13 protein-coding genes are annotated in these 17556 nt (G+C 69.3%); 8 read left to right on the forward strand and 5 right to left on the reverse strand.

Annotation, left to right across the window (positions count from 1 at the left end):
• Window positions 1–68: 68 nt before the first annotated feature.
• From Ate02nite_RS41355 to Ate02nite_RS41375, 5 genes are all read left to right on the forward strand, one after another.
• The gene (locus tag Ate02nite_RS41355) at window positions 69–6110 is read left to right on the forward strand and encodes a DUF6531 domain-containing protein (RefSeq protein ID WP_239148098.1); all 6042 of its coding nucleotides are present in this window, start codon (window positions 69–71) and stop codon (window positions 6108–6110) included.
• 22 nt (window positions 6111–6132) lie between these two features.
• Complete coding sequence (locus Ate02nite_RS41360) at window positions 6133–6648, forward strand: hypothetical protein (RefSeq protein WP_203813405.1); 516 nt, start codon at window positions 6133–6135, stop codon at window positions 6646–6648.
• 214 nt (window positions 6649–6862) lie between these two features.
• On the forward strand, window positions 6863–7399 hold the full coding sequence (locus Ate02nite_RS41365; protein ID WP_203813406.1) for a hypothetical protein: 537 nt from the start codon (window positions 6863–6865) through the stop codon (window positions 7397–7399).
• A 1-nt stretch (window position 7400) separates the two neighbouring features.
• Window positions 7401–7838 (forward strand): SMI1/KNR4 family protein, encoded by a 438-nt coding sequence (locus tag Ate02nite_RS41370; protein ID WP_203813407.1) that lies wholly within the window; start codon window positions 7401–7403, stop codon window positions 7836–7838.
• Between the two features lie 4 nt (window positions 7839–7842).
• Entirely contained in the window at window positions 7843–8373 is a 531-nt protein-coding gene (locus Ate02nite_RS41375) for a hypothetical protein (protein ID WP_203813408.1), read from the forward strand.
• Between the two features lie 4 nt (window positions 8374–8377).
• Here Ate02nite_RS41375 and Ate02nite_RS41380 read toward each other — a convergent pair whose 3' ends face one another.
• From Ate02nite_RS41380 to sigK, 4 genes are all read right to left on the reverse strand, one after another.
• Window positions 8378–9988, reverse strand: a complete 1611-nt coding sequence (locus Ate02nite_RS41380; RefSeq protein WP_239148099.1) for a molybdopterin-dependent oxidoreductase — start codon at window positions 9986–9988, stop codon at window positions 8378–8380.
• On the reverse strand, window positions 9988–10629 hold the full coding sequence (locus Ate02nite_RS41385; protein ID WP_203813409.1) for a fasciclin domain-containing protein: 642 nt from the start codon (window positions 10627–10629) through the stop codon (window positions 9988–9990). The genes Ate02nite_RS41380 and Ate02nite_RS41385 overlap by 1 nt, the downstream gene beginning before the upstream one ends.
• 71 nt (window positions 10630–10700) lie before the next feature.
• The gene (locus tag Ate02nite_RS41390) at window positions 10701–11432 is read right to left on the reverse strand and encodes an anti-sigma factor (RefSeq protein ID WP_203813410.1); all 732 of its coding nucleotides are present in this window, start codon (window positions 11430–11432) and stop codon (window positions 10701–10703) included.
• A complete protein-coding gene (gene sigK / locus Ate02nite_RS41395; protein WP_203813411.1) occupies window positions 11429–12019 on the reverse strand; it encodes an ECF RNA polymerase sigma factor SigK in 591 nt (196 codons plus the stop codon). The genes Ate02nite_RS41390 and sigK overlap by 4 nt, the downstream gene beginning before the upstream one ends.
• A 165-nt stretch (window positions 12020–12184) precedes the next feature.
• On the opposite strand from sigK, the gene Ate02nite_RS41400 reads away from it, so the two are divergent.
• Complete coding sequence (locus Ate02nite_RS41400; RefSeq protein WP_203813412.1) at window positions 12185–13441, forward strand: M14 family metallopeptidase; 1257 nt, start codon at window positions 12185–12187, stop codon at window positions 13439–13441.
• 46 nt (window positions 13442–13487) lie between these two features.
• On the opposite strand, the gene Ate02nite_RS41405 is transcribed toward Ate02nite_RS41400, so the two are convergent.
• Entirely contained in the window at window positions 13488–14903 is a 1416-nt protein-coding gene (locus Ate02nite_RS41405) for an RICIN domain-containing protein (protein WP_203813413.1), read from the reverse strand.
• A 129-nt stretch (window positions 14904–15032) separates the two neighbouring features.
• Here Ate02nite_RS41405 and Ate02nite_RS41410 point away from each other — a divergent pair, with 129 nt between their 5' ends.
• Window positions 15033–16082: a substrate-binding domain-containing protein gene (locus Ate02nite_RS41410; protein ID WP_203813414.1), complete on the forward strand. Its 1050-nt coding sequence runs from the start codon at window positions 15033–15035 to the stop codon at window positions 16080–16082.
• A 25-nt stretch (window positions 16083–16107) separates the two neighbouring features.
• Window positions 16108–17547: an RICIN domain-containing protein gene (locus tag Ate02nite_RS41415; protein ID WP_203813415.1), complete on the forward strand. Its 1440-nt coding sequence runs from the start codon at window positions 16108–16110 to the stop codon at window positions 17545–17547.
• Window positions 17548–17556: the final 9 nt, after the last annotated feature.

Raw genomic sequence — 17556 nt, forward strand, 5'->3', positions numbered from 1 at the left:
GACATCGATACGACAGCGTGCTTGGCGGACAAGCAAAGCCCACATCCACGGGGGAGTGTTCGGTGCGCGTGTCGAGACGATTCAGGCTGCTCTGCCATGCCCTGATCGCGGCGTTGATCGCCGCTTACCTGGTTTCCTTCCCGATCTCACCAGCCGTAGCGGCGCCGGTCGCGGCGCCCGGTGCTGGACCGGTTAACCGCCCGCTGCCGGCTACGGCAACCGCCAACCATGGTCTTCCGGCCGGCGTATCCGCCCCACCGGAGCCACCCGCCACGTCGACCGACGGCGCAAAGCCGCGGGTGCCGACGGCGGCCGAGAAGGCGAAGCGGAAGACATCCCTGGCCCCGACCTCGGCGCCGATCGCGCGCCCCGGCTTCCTGCTCGGCGACACCTCACTCGTCGTCTACTGGGACGCCGAGGTCAACACCGGTGACCCCAACTCGTGGGGCCGCTGGTTCGCCACGGTAACCGACGTCGAGACCGGCGCCGAGCAGCGCAGCAAAGAGCTGAAACAGTCCGACCTGGCCTACTGCTTCTCCCCCGCCGAGCTCTGCCGCAGCTTCGGCGCGGCCGACGGCTGGGTGCTCGACGAGGCCCGCACCTACACCGTCACGGTCACCGAGATCGCCGCCGACGGCACCGAGCAGACCAGCCCGCCGTCCGCCGCCGCGCACCCGCGCAAGGTCGACGACGTCCCCACCGTCGCGGCCGGGCAGGTCGTCGGCTGCGGCTGCAGCACGGTGCTCGGCCCGACGGTCACCGCGCAGGCCCTGCGCGGCGCCACCGTCAACACCGCAACCGGCAACTACCTGCGGGTCGAGCGGGACTTCACGATGGCCTCCTACGGCATCCCGTTCAACCACGCCCGCTACTACTCGTCGGCCAACACCAACGCCGGCATGTTCGGGGCGGGCTGGAGCTCGTCGTACGACATCCGGATCGTCGCGGCCGACAACAGCGCGGTCCGGGTCCGGGCCGAGGACGGTTCCGAGGCGGTCTACCTGCTGCAGTCCGACGGCAGCTACCAGGCGCCGGCCGGCATCCGCTCGGCGCTGACCCGGGACGGCACCGGCTGGAAGCTGGTCCCGCCGGACAAGCGGGTGCTCAGCTTCGACGCCGCCGGCCGGCTGCTGTCCATCAAGAACGCCCGCGGCCTCGGCATCACCCTGGCGTACTCGAGTGCCGGCCCACTGAGCACGGTGACCGACGCGAGCGGCCGGATCGTACGGTTCGAATTCCGCTCTGATCTCCGCTTGATCACCAAGATCATCCTGCCGGACGGCCGGTCCACCCAGTTCGACTACCAGGACGGCCGGCTGCTCAAGACGCAGGACCCGCGCAACTACGTGACCAGTTACGCGTACGACGCGGGCGGCCGGCTCAGCGAGATCACCGACGCCCGCGGCGCCAAGCTGATCCGCAACACCTACAACGCCGACGGCCGGGTCACCCAGCAGCTCGACCCGGAGGGCGGCACGACCACCTTCGACTGGAAGCCGGCCACCCAGATCGCCACCACGGTCGACCCGGACGGCGTCACGATCAAGGACGGTTACAAGAACAACGTCCTGCTGTACAGCCAGAACGGCAACAACGACACGGTCAACCACCGCTACACCGGCAAGCTGAACAAGAACCTGGTGGTCGACCCGAAGGGCAACCAGGAAGTCACCAAGTTCGACGACGCCGGCAACCCGGTCTCCAGGACCGCGCCGGAACCGTTCGCGTTCACCTCGGTCAACACCTTCGACGGCAACAGCAACGTGACCGCGGTCAAGGACGGCCGCGGCAACACCTGGTCGTACACGTACAACCAGTTCAACGAGATGACCTCGCAGAAGGACCCGAAACAGGGCACCGGCTACGAGTACACCTACGACAGCAAAGGCCAACTGGCCACCCGCAAGGACGCCAGAGGCAAAACCACAAAATACGAATACGACGCGTACGGCGACCGCACCGCGGAAGTGGCGCCGACCGGACGTCGCACCGAGATGGTCTACGACGGCACCGGGCGCCTGACCTCGGTGGTCGACCCGCGCGGCACGGTCGCCGGCGGCAACAAGGACGCCTACCGCACCCGGTACACGTACGACCAGATGAACCAGCTCACCGAGACGTACGAGCCCGGCGAGGCGCAGCCGACCCGGACCACGTACGACGAACTGGGCAACGTCGTCGTGCAGACCGACCCGCTGTCGAACTCGAGCCGGTACACCTATGACCGGGCGAGCCGGCTGGTCGAGGTCAAGGACCCGATCGGGAACGTCACCGCCACCACGTACTCGGCCGGCGGGCGACGCACCTCGGAGACCGACGGGGAGGGCAACAGGTCCAGCTGGACCTACGACGCCAACGGCCGGGTGGCCACCGAGACCTCGCCCCGCGGCAACGTCGCCGGCGCCGACAAGAACCTGTTCACCGCGGTCTTCCACTACGACTACAACGGCAACCTGATCCGCACCGACCGGCCGTACGGCACGGCCGGGCAGCGGGTCGAGGTGGACACCGCGTTCGACGCGCTGGACCGGCCGACCGAGCAGGGTGACCAGTTCAAGAACGGCACCAAGGTCGGCTACGACAACAACGGCAACGTCGTCTCGATGACCAACGAGCGCGGCGAGAAGCTGGAGAACTTCTACGACGAGGCGAACCGGCGCACCGGCAGTGCCGGGCCGGCCGCCGGCGCCGCCGCGATCGAGTACGACGACGCCGGCAACGTCATCAAGCAGACCAGCCCGACCGGCGGCACGACCACCACGTCCTACGACGACGACGGGCGGGTCGTGGCGGTCACCGAGCCGCGCGGCAACGTCGCCGGTGCCGACCCGGCCGACTACACCACGAAGTACGCCTACGACCAGGCCGGCAACCCGACCACGGTGACCGACCCGCTCGGCAACGCCACCGCGGCGAGTTACGACGCGATCAACCGGCTCACCGCGACCACCGACGCCAACGGCCGGATCAGCCGGTACGGCTACGACGCCGCGGACCGGCTCACCTCGGTGACCGGGCCGGACGCACCGGGCGGACAGTCGCTGGTCTACGGCTACAACGCCGGTGGCCAGGTGATCAAGCGGACCGACCCGCTCGGCCGCACGTCGTCGCTCGAGTACGACCGGGCCGGGCGCAAGACGGTCTCCACCGACGCGCTCGGCCGGCGCCGCGAGTACGTCTACGACGCCGACTCCAACCTGGTCGAGGAGGTCACCGCCCGGATCGTCGAGCTGGGCCGCCCCGACCCGAACCGGCCGGCCCGGACGATCTTCTACGCCTACGACAACCTCGGCCGGCTGATCAACAAGCAGCTGGGTGCCGGCGGCACCACCTACTCGTACGGCTACGACGCCAAGAACCGGGTGGTCAGTGCGGCCGACCCGACCGGCGTGATCAGCTACGACTACGACGTGACCGACCGGCTCAACTCGGTCACCCGGGGCAGCGAGGTCTTCAAGTACGACTACGACAGCTCCGACCGCGTCACCACCCGGACCTACCCGGACGGCACCACGATCGGCGCCGAGTACGACGAGGGTGACCGGATCACCAGCCTGACCGCGAACCGCGGCGGCACCAGCGCGAACTACGGGTTCAGCTACGACGTCGCCGACCACCTGACCGGGATCGACTACCCGGCGGCCACCGGCATCGACGAGAGCCGCACCTTCGACCGGGCCGGGCGGATGACCCGGATCGCGGCTACCAAGGGCGACACCACACTGTCCGCGTTCGACCTGACCCTGGACAAGGTCGGCAACCCCACCAAGATCCTCAAAACCACGGGCGAGCCCGGCCAGCCGACGATCACCGAGGCGACCGCATACACCTACGACGCGGCGAACCGGCTCACCGCCGAGTGCTACGGGGCGCAGTCCTGCTCCGGTGCTTCGGCGTCCCGCAACGACTACACGTACGACCTGGTCGGCAACCGCACCACGATGAAGCGGGTCGCCACCGGCGAGAACACCACCACGGCGTACGGCTACGACGGCGCCGACCAGCTCACCACCGAGACGGTCACCGGCAGCCGGACCAGCACCCGGACCTTCGCCTACGACCTCGAGGGCAACCAGACGCAGGCCGGGACCGACCGGTTCACGTTCGCCCTCGACCACACCATGACGTCGTCGACGAACAGCGGCAACACCACCAACTACGCGTACGACGCGGTCGGCAACCGCATCTCGGCCACCTCCGGGGCGGTGACCCAGACGTGGAGCTGGGACGTCAACGCGAACCGGCCGCTGCTGGCCCAGGAACAGCAGACCGGCGCCGCCGCCCGGGACTACCTCTACGACCCGACCGGACAGCCGCTCGCCCTGCTGTCCTCCGACGGCGCCCACTCCTACCTGCGAGACTGGCTCGGCGGGGTCTCGGCGGTCGTCTCGCCGACCGGTGCCGCCGAATGGGAGTACGCGTACGACGCCTTCGGCGGGGACCGCGGCACCACCAAGAAGGCCGGCGACGCGCCGGACAACCCGTTCCAGTACGCCGGGACCTATCAGGACACCAGCCAGGGCGACCGGTACGCGATGGGGGCACGCAGTTACGACCCGTCCACCGGCCGGTTCGCCTCGGCCGACCCGGTCGCCCAGCCGCAGAGCGATCAGGCGGTGTCGACGTACTCGTACACCAACGCCCGGCCGACCGTCCTGACCGACCCGACCGGCCAGGACCCGGACGGGATGGCCGACACCTACTCCGACTACTACCGGGCGATGGCGTGCGCGAACTATCCGCCCGCCTGCGCGGCCACCACCGACGCCAACACCGCGGCCGCCGGTGAGGGCGAAGAAGCGGTCGACAACCCGGACTGGCTGAACTCGAAGAAGATCGTGGACGAGGCCGAGGGCTTCGTGAAGCAGATCGGCGACGAGATCGTCAATCTGATCCTCGACCTGGTCGGCTTCAACGACGCGAAGGCCTGCATCACCGAGGGCGACATCCTGGCCTGCGTCAGCACCGCGCTGCAGGCCGTGCCCTGGGGCAAGATGTTCAAGGCGGCCAAGGTCGCGATCAAGGCGGTCGGGGTCGGCCGCCGGCTGATCGACGCGTACAGCCGGCTGAAATCGGCGAAGAACGCGCTGTCGTCGATCCCGCGGTACATCAAGAAGGCCACCCAGACCGCCGGGGAGGCGGCCGACTCCAAGAGATACGCGGACGAGGCGGCGAAGGCGGCCAAGGGCGCCAAGGACGCCGGCGGAAAGGCGAAAGCCACCTCGCAGAAGGCCGCCGACAATGCCAAGAAGGCGAAACAGAAGGAATCCCCGACCGGGGAGAGCTGCAAGGCCGCGGCCGGAAACGCGTCCCGGCTGGCGCAGAACTCCTTCGCCGCCGGCACTCCCGTGCTGCTGGCCGACGGCAGCACCAAGCCGATCGAGAAGGTGGAGGCGGGCGACACCGTCCGGGCCACCGAGCCGTCGGCCGCGCTGACCGAGCCGGCCCAGGTAACCGCCACGGTCGTCGGCACCGGCGACAAGTCGCTGGTGGACGTCACGGTGGCCGGCTCCGGGGTGGTCACCGCCACGGCCGGGCACAAGTTCTACAGCCTGACCCGCGACGACTGGGTGCCGGCCGCCGAACTGAAGCCCGGTGAGACCCTGCGCGACGACCGCGGCGGGAAGATCACCGTCGCCCGTACGGCCGAGCGCAGCGCCACCACGACCGTCTACAACCTGACGGTCAGCCGCGAACACACCTACTACGTGCTGGCCGGCGCCGACCCGGTGCTGGTGCACAACTGCGGCGACGGTGTCGACCACCGGGGCAACCCGTGCAGCTGTAGGATCGGCGAGGGCAACTGGCGCGGCCGATTCCAGGCTGACCTGGCCAAACAGGGCAAGCCACGGATGCCGCAAGACTGGGACGCGCACCACGCGGTCCCGCAGTACTACCGCGATCACCCCGAGTTCGAAGACTTCGACTTCGACTCCCCGGCCAACATCCGCGGTGTCCAGGGGTCGCATGCCGGCCCGGGAAACAACATCCATCAGCTGATCACGAACGAGTGGACAGCCTTCCAGAAAGCCGCGCCGAACGCCTCGCGATCGTCGATCGAGATGTTCGCCTGGCACATAGATGTGAAGTACGGAAAGTTCTTCTGGTAACCACGCGTCGGAGGTAACCACCATGAATGGGATCGCGGACTGGAAGGCGGACGTCCGCGCCGAGCTGGAACGGCTCGGGGCGGGGTTCGAGGAACGGTTCGGCTACCCATTCGGCGCGGACGAGAACTTCGTCAGCGAGCCCGAGACCGGCGGGAGCGACACCACGCTCCCGCCGGCCCTGGCCGCGTTCTACGCCGAGGTCGGCGCGGTCTCCCTGCCCGACGTCCACAACGGCTACTTCATCCACCCCGCGAGCCGCATCCCGATGTCGGCCGAGTGGGGCCTGCCGGTCCGAGCCGAGGTGGACGACATAGGCGAGGTCGTCACCTTCGGCACCGACGGCAGCGGCGGCTTCTTCAGCCTCGCGCCGGCCGACGGCTCGGTCTACCACCTGCCGTCCGGCGAACTGCTGAACGGCATCTACCGAGGCGGCCTAGGCGCCCCCCAGCGAGTAGCCAAGGACTTCCCCGAGTTCCTCGACCGCCTACTGGCCGTGCTACGCGAGTTCACCGCCGACGGCCAGACCTCCGGCCTGTGACGGTGGTCCCCGGAGCGGCCGCCGACCTTCACCAACAGTCCCTCGCCGTCGCACGGAGTCGTGGCAATCGCTCGAGCGAGCGCATCGGGATCGCCCGCACCAGGCTGGAACTGGGTGACCCGGCGGCGGCACTCGCCCTGGCCAACGCCGCGCGAGCCCTGCCGTACCCGAGGCGGTCGCTCTGAATTCGAGAGAAAGCGTCGACCTCTCCGGGGTGCCCGCGAGCCGGGCGCTGGTCGCCTTTGCTGGTGCCTGCGGGCAGCGTGCGGCCGGGTTGTGGACGCCGGCCGAGGACCCCCGGATCGCGGCTCTGCTGCGCGACACGCTGGAGTTGATCTGGCGGTGCGCCGAGGCCGACACGCCGGCACCGGCGCAGGCCGAGGCGCCACTCCTGGCCGAGGTCGACGAGGACGCCGACTTCGGCGAGTTCCACCTGGCGCGGGAGGACGCGATCATCACGGTCGCCTGGGCCGCGGCCACGGCGGCCGCACTCGGCGACGACGAAACGGTCCGGACCCGGGCGGCCTCCGCGGCGCGGGCGGAGATCCGCATCCTGGACGCCGCCGCCGACGCCCTGATCACGCGCGAACTCGCCTGGCAGCGCGACGACGCGGCCGACCTGGCCATCGCCGTGCCGTTCGCCACGGTCCGCAGCCGGGCCGCTGTCGCGGCCACGCTGCTCCGGTCCGGCGTGACGACCGGCGACTGTTCCGCCCAGCCGCCCGCCCTCGACGAGCCCTTCCTCTTCTGAGATGGACTTCGCCGACTTCCGGGAGATAGTCGAAGAGACGCGGGCCGCGCACGCGAGCAAGGGATATCCGCCCGAGATCCGGCTCCTGGACGAGGTGCGGGCCGACGACGATGACATCGCCGCGGCCGAGGCGGAACTCGGCCTCCGTTTCCCCGAGAAGTACCGGCAGGTGATGACGACCTACGGCGGTGGCATGTTCGGCTTCATCGATCTGCTTGCGGTCCGCGACGGCCTGCTCCGGGAGAACACCGGGGCGTACGCCGTAGCCGGATTCGTGTCGGTCGCGCCGGTCGGCAGCGGTGACATGTGGGGCTTCGCCGTCCACGACGGCCGCTGCGAGGAGACGGTGAGCATGCACCTCCACGACATCGGTGAGGTCGTCTTCGCGGCGACGGACTTCCTCGAGTTCGTCGCCACCCGCGGCCTCCGGCGCTCCTGAATTCATGGCCGTGCTGAGCCTCCAGTTCCACGCCGATCGCGGCGAGATCGCCCAGCTGGCCGGCCGCTGGGTCAACCAGCTGGGCCTCTGGCTCGCCGCCGAGGAACTGGGCCCGGTCTACCGCAGTTCGCTGCTGGCGGCCGGGCACATCGACGGCGAACTGAGGTTGCCCGGCTCCGTGCACCGGCTCCTGCTGAGCTTCGAAGAAATAGATCTCGACGGCTCCGGGCCGTTCGGCCTGGTCGGCAGAAATCCGGATGCGCTGACCATCCTGCTGGGCGGCCAATCCACCTCGGAACTTGGCCTGTCCATTCTGCAGGCGAACACGGACGACCAGAGATCGCTGCTCGCATGGCGCCGGATCCGCCGGTCGATGACGACCTCGTTCCGCCACGGCGCACGGGTCGTCAACTCGTGGACCGGGGCGAGGGGAACCGTGCGCGACCACTATTTCTCGCCGGCCGCGAAGACCCTCTACGACAGCGGCGTGCGGATGATCGGCCTGAACGACGTACTGTCCTACGAATTCGATTGACCGGTCAGGCCACGGTCACGGTGATCGTGTGCAGGCCGGTGGCGCCGCTGGGGAACGGGGTCGCTCGGGCTGCGGTCTGTGCGGCTCCCGTCTTGTCGGTGGCTCGGACCGACAAGGAATGCGGGCCTGACGTGGCCTTCCAGGAGAAGCGCCACTGCACCCAGGTGTCGATGGACGGGACCGGGAGCAGTTCGGCTGGGTTCCAGTCGCCGCCGTCCACGCTGATCTCCACCGCCTTGATGCCTCGGCGCTGGGCCCAGGCCACGCCGGCCACCGTCACCGGGCCCGCCTCGGGGCGGGCGAACGGCTTTGGCTTGTCGATGCGCGAAGCCGTCTTCACCGGGCCGTCGGCCGCCCAGCCTCGCTCCACCCAGTACGCGTCGAACTTGGCGAACGTGGTCAGCTCTAGCTCGGTCAGCCACTTGCAGGCTCCCGCGTAGCCGTACAGGCCGGGGGTCAGCATGCGGACCGGGAAGCCGTGCTCGAGCGGCAAGGGTTCGCCGTTCATGCCTACCACCAGCATGGTGTCGCGGCCGTCCAGGGCGGTCGCGGTGGGCGTGCCGATGGTCATGCCCTCGGCTGAGCGGGCCACGATCTGGTCGGCGCCAGGCCGGACGCCGGCCTCGGCCAACAACGACGCGAGGGGTACGCCCAGCCACTTCGCGGTGCCGATGTACGGACCGCCTACCTCGTTGGACACGCAGTTCAGGGTCATCACCCGCTCGACCAGCGGGCGTCGCAGCAGGTCCTCGAACGACAGTCGCATCTCGTTGCCGACCATCCCGTGGATCCGCAGTTCCCAGGTGTCGGGGTTGATCCTAGGAACGGTCAGCGCGGTGTCGACCCGGTAGAAGTCGCCGTTCCCGGTGACGAACCCCGGATCGACGCCGGCCGGCACCGGCTTCCCGGCGTCGGCCGCCGCCGGCAGCCTGATGTCGGCCCGGGACCGGGCCGCGGCCCCGCCGCGAACCCGCTTCACCCCGGTCGCGCCCGCCTCGGCGACGGCGGCCCCGACCGCCACCAGCGCCGCCGCCGCGAGGAACTTCCGCCGGTCAAAGCTGCTGACCGGCTGAGCTTCACTGACCGGAGCGACCGGAGCCACCGGTGCTGTTCCGAGGCGCCTCAGCAACCACCACAGGGTCAGGCCGGCTACTGCCGCTCCGAGCAGGGAGGGGACCACGTCGAAAGGTGTTCCGGTGGGACGCGCCAGGGCGGCGGCCGCGGCGGCCGCGCCCAGCACCGCTGCTCCGATCACCACCGCTAGGCGGTGACCGCGGCCCAGGATGCCGGTTACCGCGGCCAGCAGCGCTACTGCCACCACCACGCCGGTCAGCAGGGCGGGCTTGTCGTTGGTGCCCAATTCCCGTACGGCTAATTCTTTGATGGGGGTGGGGGTTGCGTCGATCACCGCGCCGCCCACCGCGACCAAGGGTCCGGCCTCGGGCCGGGTTGCGGCCGCGAGAAGTTCCGCGACCGCAACCCCGAAGCCCGCGGCGATGATTCCGGCGACCGCGCCCGGAAGCGCGTGCCGCAGCCGCGCGGAAGCGCGACGGATCAGTGCGTCCTGCTTCAGGCCGATTCCCGCCCGGCCGGAGCCCATCAGCCTGGTGCCCATCAGCTCTTCGGCATCAGGACGGAGTCGATGATGTAGACGTTGGCGTTGGCGGTCTGGACGTTGCCGCAGATCACCGAGGCGTCGCCGTTGACCTTGAAGTCCTCGCCGCTGCCGGCGACCGTGACGTCGCCACCCTGCAGGGTCTTGTGGGTGCCGGCCAGGTCGGCGGGGGTGAGCTTTCCGGAGACCACGTGGTAGGTCAGGATGCTGGTCAGGGTCTTCTTGTCGGCCAGGACCTTCTTCAGGTCGGCCGCCGGGATCTTGTTGAACGCGTCGTTGGTCGGTGCGAAGACGGTGATGCCGTCGGCCGAGTTGAGCGAGTCGACCAGGCCGGCCTGCTTGACCGCGCTGACCAGGGTGGACAGCAGCGGGTTGCCGGAGGCGGCGGTGGCCACCGGGACCTGGGCCATCGACTCGAAGCTGCCCTTGTTCGTCGGGTCGGTCGGGACGGCGGCGCAGCCCGTTCCGAAGTTGACCATGGAGTCGGCCGCGGCCGCGGACGACGGGGCCATGGTGGGCGCCGCCGTGGTGGTGGTCGGCGCCGCCGCCGTGTCGTCCGAGGAATCGTCGCTGCCACAGGCGGCCAGGGAGACCGAGAAGGCGAGGGCGGCGGCGACTGCGGTGAGCTTCATTGCACGCATGGTGTATTCCTCCATCATTGGGGGCGAACACCAGTAATTCGGAGCGAAGCTCACCGCGGATAGGTGGAACCTCAAGTTAATTTCAGATCGGCGATCATCGGGGTCGTGGGCTGCGGCGATCCCTGCGGCGGTTCCACCGTGACACCGACGTCGGAGGCGCCGGGCATGCCCTCGACGATCTGCACGATCGCCGACTGGCCGGGCACGAGCACCCCGGCCGATTCGGCCTTGTTGTCGCGGACCGTCCACAGCTGATAGACCCGGCCGCCGGCCGGGGCCGCGTCGGCCGCCAGCACGATCACGCCCGCGTTGTGCAGCCGCGACATGGCCACCGTCACCCGGCCGCCGCTGTCCAGGGTCTGCTCTTTCACGGTCAGGTCGGGCGCGGCGAGCAGGGCCTGGATACGCGCCTCGGCCGCTCGGGCCGCCACGGCGTCAGCGTGCTCACTGCGTACCCGCTGCTCCTGAATGACCGCGACCGACGCGCCCACCGCGACCACCGCGGCCGCCACCGCCGTCAGCCGCCGCCAGCGGGAGGTCGCCGGCCGGGCCGGCGCCGAAGCCGGAGCGGGCGGCGGCAGCTGGCGGGTGGCGGAGATCGCCGCGAGAATGTTCGTCCGCAGCTGCGGCGGCGGCACCGACCAGGTGCCGTCGGCCAGCCGGGCGGCCGTCGCCCGCAGTTCGTCGGCCTCGGTCCGGCACTCCGTGCACTCGCGCAGGTGACGTTCGAACGCCGCGCGTTCGAGGTCGTCCACCGCGTCCAGCACATATGCCCCGAGCAGGGTGTGAATCTCGGCAGTCATGCCCCTACCCCCAGACAGTCGCGCAACCTGATCAGTCCATCTCTCATTCGTGCCTTGACGGTCGGCAGCGACGCGCCGACCAACTCGGCCACCTGGGGATACGAGTTGCCCTGGTAGTAGGCCAGGACGACGGCCTGGCGCTGCAGTTCGGTGAGGTCGTCCAGGCAGTGCCGGACCTGCTGGCGTTCCAGCCGGCCGGCCACCTCGTCGGCGACCGCGTCGTACGGCGTGTCGATCGACGAGCTGCCGGAGCGGAACGTCCGGTCGGCCGCCGACTGCTCGGACCGCACCCGGTCGACCGCCCGGCGGTGCGCGATCGTGAACACCCACGAGGTCGCCGAGCCACGGGCCCGGTCGAACCGGGCGGCCGTCCGCCACACCTCGACAAGCACCTCCTGGGCGACCTCCTCGGCCTGCCCGGGGTCGCGCAGGACCCGCCGGATCAGGCCGTAGACCCGCGGCGCGACCAGGTCGTAAAGCCGTGCGAAGGCCTTTTCGTCGCCCAGTGCCACCGCACCGAGCAGGTCAGCCTCGGTCGGGCTGTCGGGAACAGCCTGCAGCCGGCGGCTCGCGCTGTGCTCGGTCATGTGCTCCATCCTCCGCGAGGGATCGGTCCCGCTCACGGTGATTCGGAGCCGTACTGCCTGCGGATAGGTGCCATCACTCGGGAGTGAGGTAGGCAATGAGATTGGCATCCATCTATACAAGCTGGTGAGCTGAGGGGAACAGTCCCCCACTTGCGGAGGTCGTTCATGAGACGACGCAGCACGGCGGCCCTGGCCATCGCCATTCTCGGGGCCACCGCCACCCTGGCGGGCGCCGGGCCGGCCGGAGCGGAATCGGTCGCCGAACCGGCGCCGGCCCAATTCGAGGTGTACGACGTACGCACGGCCGCCCAGCTGGACCGGATCGCCCGGGTCGGCGCCGCCATCGACGACGTGGAGCACCAGGTGGTCACGGTCACCGCGACCGACACCGAGGTGCGCACCCTGCGCCGGCAGGGCTTCATCGTGCAGCCGATCCTGCAGACGTTCGACTTCCCGTCCTCGGACGCGGCGTACCACAACTACGCCGAGACGATCACCGAGGTGAACAACATCGTCGCGAAGTACCCGGCGATCGCCAGCAAGAAGGTGCTCGGCAAGTCGTACGAGGGCCGGGACATCGTGGCGGTGAAGATCTCCGACAACGTCGGCACCGACGAGGCCGAGCCGGAGGTGCTGTACGACGCCAACCACCACGCCCGCGAGCACCTGACCGTCGAGATGGCGGTCTACCTGCTGCACCTGTTCGCCGACAACTACACCAGCGACGCGCGGATCAAGAGCATCGTCGACTCGCGGGAGATCTGGATCGTGCCGACCGTCAACCCGGACGGCTCCGAGTACGACGTGGCCACCGGCGCGTACCGGTCGTGGCGCAAGAACCGGCAGCCGAACAGCGGCTCGTCGGCGGTCGGCACCGACCTGAACCGTAACTACAGCTACCAGTGGGGCTGCTGCGGCGGTTCGTCCGGCAGCACGTCCTCGGCCACCTACCGGGGCCCGTCCGCGTTCTCCGCCCCGGAAACCAAGGTCATCCGCGATTTCGTGAACAGCCGGGTGGTCGGCGGGGTGCAGCAGATCAAGGTCAACATGGACTTCCACACGTACTCCGAGCTGATCCTCTGGCCCTACGGCTACACCACCTCGGCGAGCGGGACCGGGATGACCGCCGACGACGCTCGCGCCCTGCAGACGCTGGGTGAGCAGATGGCGGACACGAACGGTTACACCCCGGAACAGTCGAGCGACCTCTACATCACCGACGGCGACTCGCTGGACTGGATGTGGGGCAACTACAAGATCTTCGCCTACACGTTCGAGATGTACCCGACCAGCGCCGGACAGGGCGGTTTCTATCCGCCGGCCAGCGTGATCAACCGGGAGACGGCCCGCAACAAGGAGGCCGCGCTGATCCTGGCCGAGGTGGCCGACTGCCCGTACAAGGTGATCAACAAGACCTGCTGAGGATGAGGGCCGGGGTGGGCGGGACCTCCCACCCCGGCCCGCGGGTTCAGGACTGGGTGCGGCTCCACTGCTGGTTGGTGCCGGTGCCGCAGGTGTACTGCTGGATGTCGGCGCCGTCGGCGGTGTTGGCGCTGACCACGTCCAGGCACTTGCCGCTGTGCCGGGCCTTGAGCTGGTAGTACGAGCCGGTGGCGAGCCACTGCCACTGCTGGTTGGTGCCGCTGCCGCAGGTGTACTGGATGATGTTGCCGCCGTCGGCGGTCGAGGCGGAGGCCACGTCGAGGCACTTGTTACTGGTCTGGTTGACGATCCGGAAGTAGCCGCCGCCGGCGTCCTGGAACTCCCACTTCTGGTTGCCGCCGCCGTTCCACGCGTACTGCTTGACCTCGGCGCTGTTCGCCGTCGAGGCGCTGACCACGTCCATCACCTTGCCGCTGTTGCGGTTGGTGATCCGGTAGTAGGTGGCGGCGTTGCCGGTGATTGTGCCGGTGGCGGTGTCGATGGTGATCGTCGGGTACCAGGACAGGCTCATGCTGGTGGCACTCGGGAAGGCGATCGGGAGCCAGACGTACGAGGAGTCGTTGACCGGGCCGCCCCACGCGCCGGCCCAGCGGTCGCCCAGGTAGAGGTAGCTGGTCGTGGAGGTGCCCTGCACCGGGAGCACGTAGGTGGGCTGGGAGCTGAACGTGGTCGAGTCGCCCACGTTGGTCCAGCCGCTCCACGGGCCGGAGGTGCTGGTGGCGGTGGCGTACTGGGCCTGGTTGGGGCTCCAGCCGGTCGCCGCGGACGTCAGCATGAAGTAGGTGCTGCCCCGTTTGAACAGGGCCGGCGCTTCACGATGTCCGCCCGGCCAGAAATTTCCGACGACCGCCGCGATGCCGGTGTAGTCGGCGGTCAGGCGGTAGATCATCAGGTCGTAGTTCTCGTTGGCCGCCGAGATCATGTACGCGGTGCCGTTGTCATTGAAGAGGGTGATGTCCCGCGACATGTACGTGTTCTGCGGGCGGAAACTGCCCTGGTACGTGTACGCACCGTCGACCGTGGACGAGACCGCCACCGCCGCCCGGGCCTGGCTGTAGTCGGTCGCGCTCTCCTTGTGCATCCACATCACGTACTGGCCGGTGGAGGCGTTGTAGATGACCTTCGGCCGCTCGATGTTGGCTGACGCCAGCTCCGAGGCCGACGACTGGGTCAGCACGTTGCCGCGGAACTCCCACGTGCGAAGGTCGGTGGACCGATAGGCCGAGACCGCCCGGAACGTGTTGTCGGCGTTGCGGTTCTCGCCGAACCAGTAGTAGTAGGAGCCCACCTTCAGCACTCCCCCGCCGTGCGCCTGCACGATCGCCCCGGAGGTGTCGGTGAACTGGGTTCCGTTGGTGATGGTGACCGGCGCCGCCTGAGCGGGCGCCGCGAAGACGGTCAGGATGAGCGCCGCCCCAAGCGTTACTAGTCGCCATTTCATGCCCCGTTCGTAGTCGAGCCGCCCGCGGGAAAGCCACGATCCGTTCACGAACGAAACCACTCGAACATCGTTGACCATCTATGCACGCGGCGCTATGTTAACGTTCACGAAACAATTCGGGAGCGCGCGATGGCCCTCTTTCAGGTGCAACGGCACGACCGCCTGATGAGCGAGCTGCAGCAGCACGGCGCCGTCCGGGTCAGCGAGCTGGCCCGCGACCTCGGGGTCAGCGAGCTGACCATCCGCCGCGACATCGCCGCCCTGGCCGCCCGCAACCTGGTCACCCGGGTGCACGGCGGCGCGACCCTGCCGTCCCGGTCCCGCCCGGCCGGCCGGCCCCTGGCTTCTAAAACCCTGACGGTCGGCATGGTGGTCCCGTCCCTCGACTTCTACTGGCCGCCCATCGTGGGCGGTGCGCGGGCCGCCGCAGCCGCCCTCGGCGTCACCGTCCAGCTGCGCGGCTCCACCTACGACCCGGACGAGGACCGGCGGCAGATCGGCCGACTCATCGAGGCCGGCGAGGTGCGCGGCCTGCTGCTCGCGCCCAGCCTGGCCGACGACGACGCGATGATCGACTGGATCGGCCGGCTGCCGGTGCCGGCCGTCCTGGTGGAACGGCAGCCACGCCGGTGGACGTCGGCGTCCCGGCAGGTCGACTGGGTGCGTAGCGATCACTCCCTGGGCCTGGAGATCGCCCTGCACCACCTGCACGAGAACGGCCACCACCGGATCGGGCTGCTGGTGTCGCGGGGCAGCCCGACCTCCGCCTATCTCGTGGACGGCTGGCCGGGCGCCGCGCCGATCCTCCTCGATGATCCGCCCGATCGCCAGGCCATCCGGGCCTTGCTCGCGCGGCGCGACACCACCGCCCTCATCGTGCACAGCGACCCGCACGCGATGGCGGTCGCCCAGGTCTGCGCCGAGGAGGGCATCCGGATCCCGGAGGACCTGGCACTGATCTCCTACGACGACGAGATCGCGCACCTCGGCGAGCCGCCGCTGACCGCGGTGCGCCCGCCCAAGAACCACGTCGGGCGGCTGGCCGTGGAGCTGATCGTGTCCCGGCTGCTCGACGGGGACCGGCGGCCGGCCCGCGGCATGCTCGTCGCCCCGGAGTTGGTGGTGCGGCAGTCCTCGTTCGGTTCTGAACGGTTCGGACTGTCTCGGTTCGGTTCGTAGCTTTCCCCGGCGGCGAAGCGCTCCCATGGCACCCGTGAAGACACTGCGGAAAGCCACCATCCTCGTCCTGGTCGCGGCCGGTCTGACCGTGCCCGCCGCCACCCCCGCGGTCGCCGCCACCTCCGGCTTCCGCGGCGTCAACTGGGCCGACCAGCGCGACAACTTCGTCGACGACATCCTGGTGCTGGGCGGCCTGTCGAGCAGCGACAGTTACGCGACCACGCAGGCCAAGGCCAACGGGATCCTCACCGGCTTCGTCAACAACCTGGAGGCCAACACGATCCGGATGCCGGTGAACTACCCGACCGTGTCCGGGTCGTACTGGAACTCGTACACCGGGGCGATCGACGCCGCCACCGCCAAGGGCCTCAAGGTCATCCTGAGTTACTGGGAGGCGGCGAGCTCGCGCAACGGGAGCATCGACAACACCACCCAGTTCTGGTCGATGTGGCAGACGATCGTGACCAAGTACTCGTCGAACGCGAACGTCTACTTCGAGCCGATGAACGAGCCGTACGCGTACAGCGACACCGACTGGAAGAACATCGCCGCGCAGTGGCTCGCCAACTACTCCGGCGTCCCGCGCGGGCGGGTGATCATCAGCGGGGCCGGTTACAACCAGCGGCTGACCACGATCGGCAGCGACACCCGCTTCGACGGCACGCTCATCTCCCGGCACACCTACCAGTTCTTCGACTCCAGCCGCACCACCGAGGACTCCTGGCGGGAGTCACTGCGCACCAGCGTGGGCGCGTACAAGGACCGGGTTCTGATCACCGAGTTCGGCGCGCCGATGACCGACGGCCGCAACTACAACGCGCCTACGACAAGCGACAGCTTCGTCGCGTTCATCCGGGGCACGGCCGCCGAGGCGCGGGCCGAGGGGCTCGGCACCGTCTACTGGCCCGGTGTCCGGATCGCCGACCCGTACCGCCTGCAGGAGATCACCGGCAGCGGCACCAGCCTGGGCCTGTCCACCACCAACGCCTCCGGCCGCGACCAGCTGCGCTACTCGTGGGGCCTGGACGGCGGCGGCAACGCGGTGCTCGCCCACTACCGGGTCACCAACCGCAACAGCGGAAAGGTGATGGACCTGGTCAGTGCCTCCCTGGCCAACAGCGCCGAGGTCAAGCAGTACGCCTACAACGGCGGCCTCAACCAGAAGTGGGCGTTCGAGGACCTCGGCACCGGCTATGTGCGGGTGGTCAACCAGAACAGCGGCAAATGCCTCGACGTCGCCTCCGCCTCCACCGCCGACGGCGCCAACGTCGTCCAGTACACCTGCGGCAGCGGCACGAACCAGCAGTGGCAGTGGGTCGCCTCCGGCTCCTACTTCCTGCTCAAGGCCCGGCACAGCGGCAAGTGCCTGGACGTGGTCAGCTCGTCGACGGCCGACGGCGGCGACATCTCGCAGTACACCTGCAACGGCGGCACCAACCAGCAGTGGACCAGGACAGCCTCGTGACGTAAGCTG

Origin of the sequence: Paractinoplanes tereljensis (assembly GCF_016862435.1) — a bacterium.
Classification (GTDB): Bacteria; Actinomycetota; Actinomycetes; order Mycobacteriales; family Micromonosporaceae; genus Actinoplanes; species Actinoplanes tereljensis.

Excerpts from the sequence above, each read along its gene's own strand:
- Ate02nite_RS41360 (WP_203813405.1), top strand. The coding sequence starts at position 6,133 with ATGAATGGGATCGCGGACTGGAAGGCGGACGTCCGCGCCGAGCTGGAA.
- Ate02nite_RS41370 (WP_203813407.1), top strand. The coding sequence starts at position 7,401 with ATGGACTTCGCCGACTTCCGGGAGATAGTCGAAGAGACGCGGGCCGCG.
- Ate02nite_RS41375 (WP_203813408.1), top strand. The coding sequence starts at position 7,843 with ATGGCCGTGCTGAGCCTCCAGTTCCACGCCGATCGCGGCGAGATCGCC.
- Ate02nite_RS41380 (WP_239148099.1), bottom strand. The coding sequence starts at position 9,988 with ATGGGCACCAGGCTGATGGGCTCCGGCCGGGCGGGAATCGGCCTGAAG.
- Ate02nite_RS41385 (WP_203813409.1), bottom strand. The coding sequence starts at position 10,629 with ATGCGTGCAATGAAGCTCACCGCAGTCGCCGCCGCCCTCGCCTTCTCG.
- Ate02nite_RS41390 (WP_203813410.1), bottom strand. The coding sequence starts at position 11,432 with ATGACTGCCGAGATTCACACCCTGCTCGGGGCATATGTGCTGGACGCG.
- sigK (WP_203813411.1), bottom strand. The coding sequence starts at position 12,019 with ATGACCGAGCACAGCGCGAGCCGCCGGCTGCAGGCTGTTCCCGACAGC.
- Ate02nite_RS41400 (WP_203813412.1), top strand. The coding sequence starts at position 12,185 with ATGAGACGACGCAGCACGGCGGCCCTGGCCATCGCCATTCTCGGGGCC.
- Ate02nite_RS41405 (WP_203813413.1), bottom strand. The coding sequence starts at position 14,903 with ATGAAATGGCGACTAGTAACGCTTGGGGCGGCGCTCATCCTGACCGTC.
- Ate02nite_RS41410 (WP_203813414.1), top strand. The coding sequence starts at position 15,033 with ATGGCCCTCTTTCAGGTGCAACGGCACGACCGCCTGATGAGCGAGCTG.
- Ate02nite_RS41415 (WP_203813415.1), top strand. The coding sequence starts at position 16,108 with ATGGCACCCGTGAAGACACTGCGGAAAGCCACCATCCTCGTCCTGGTC.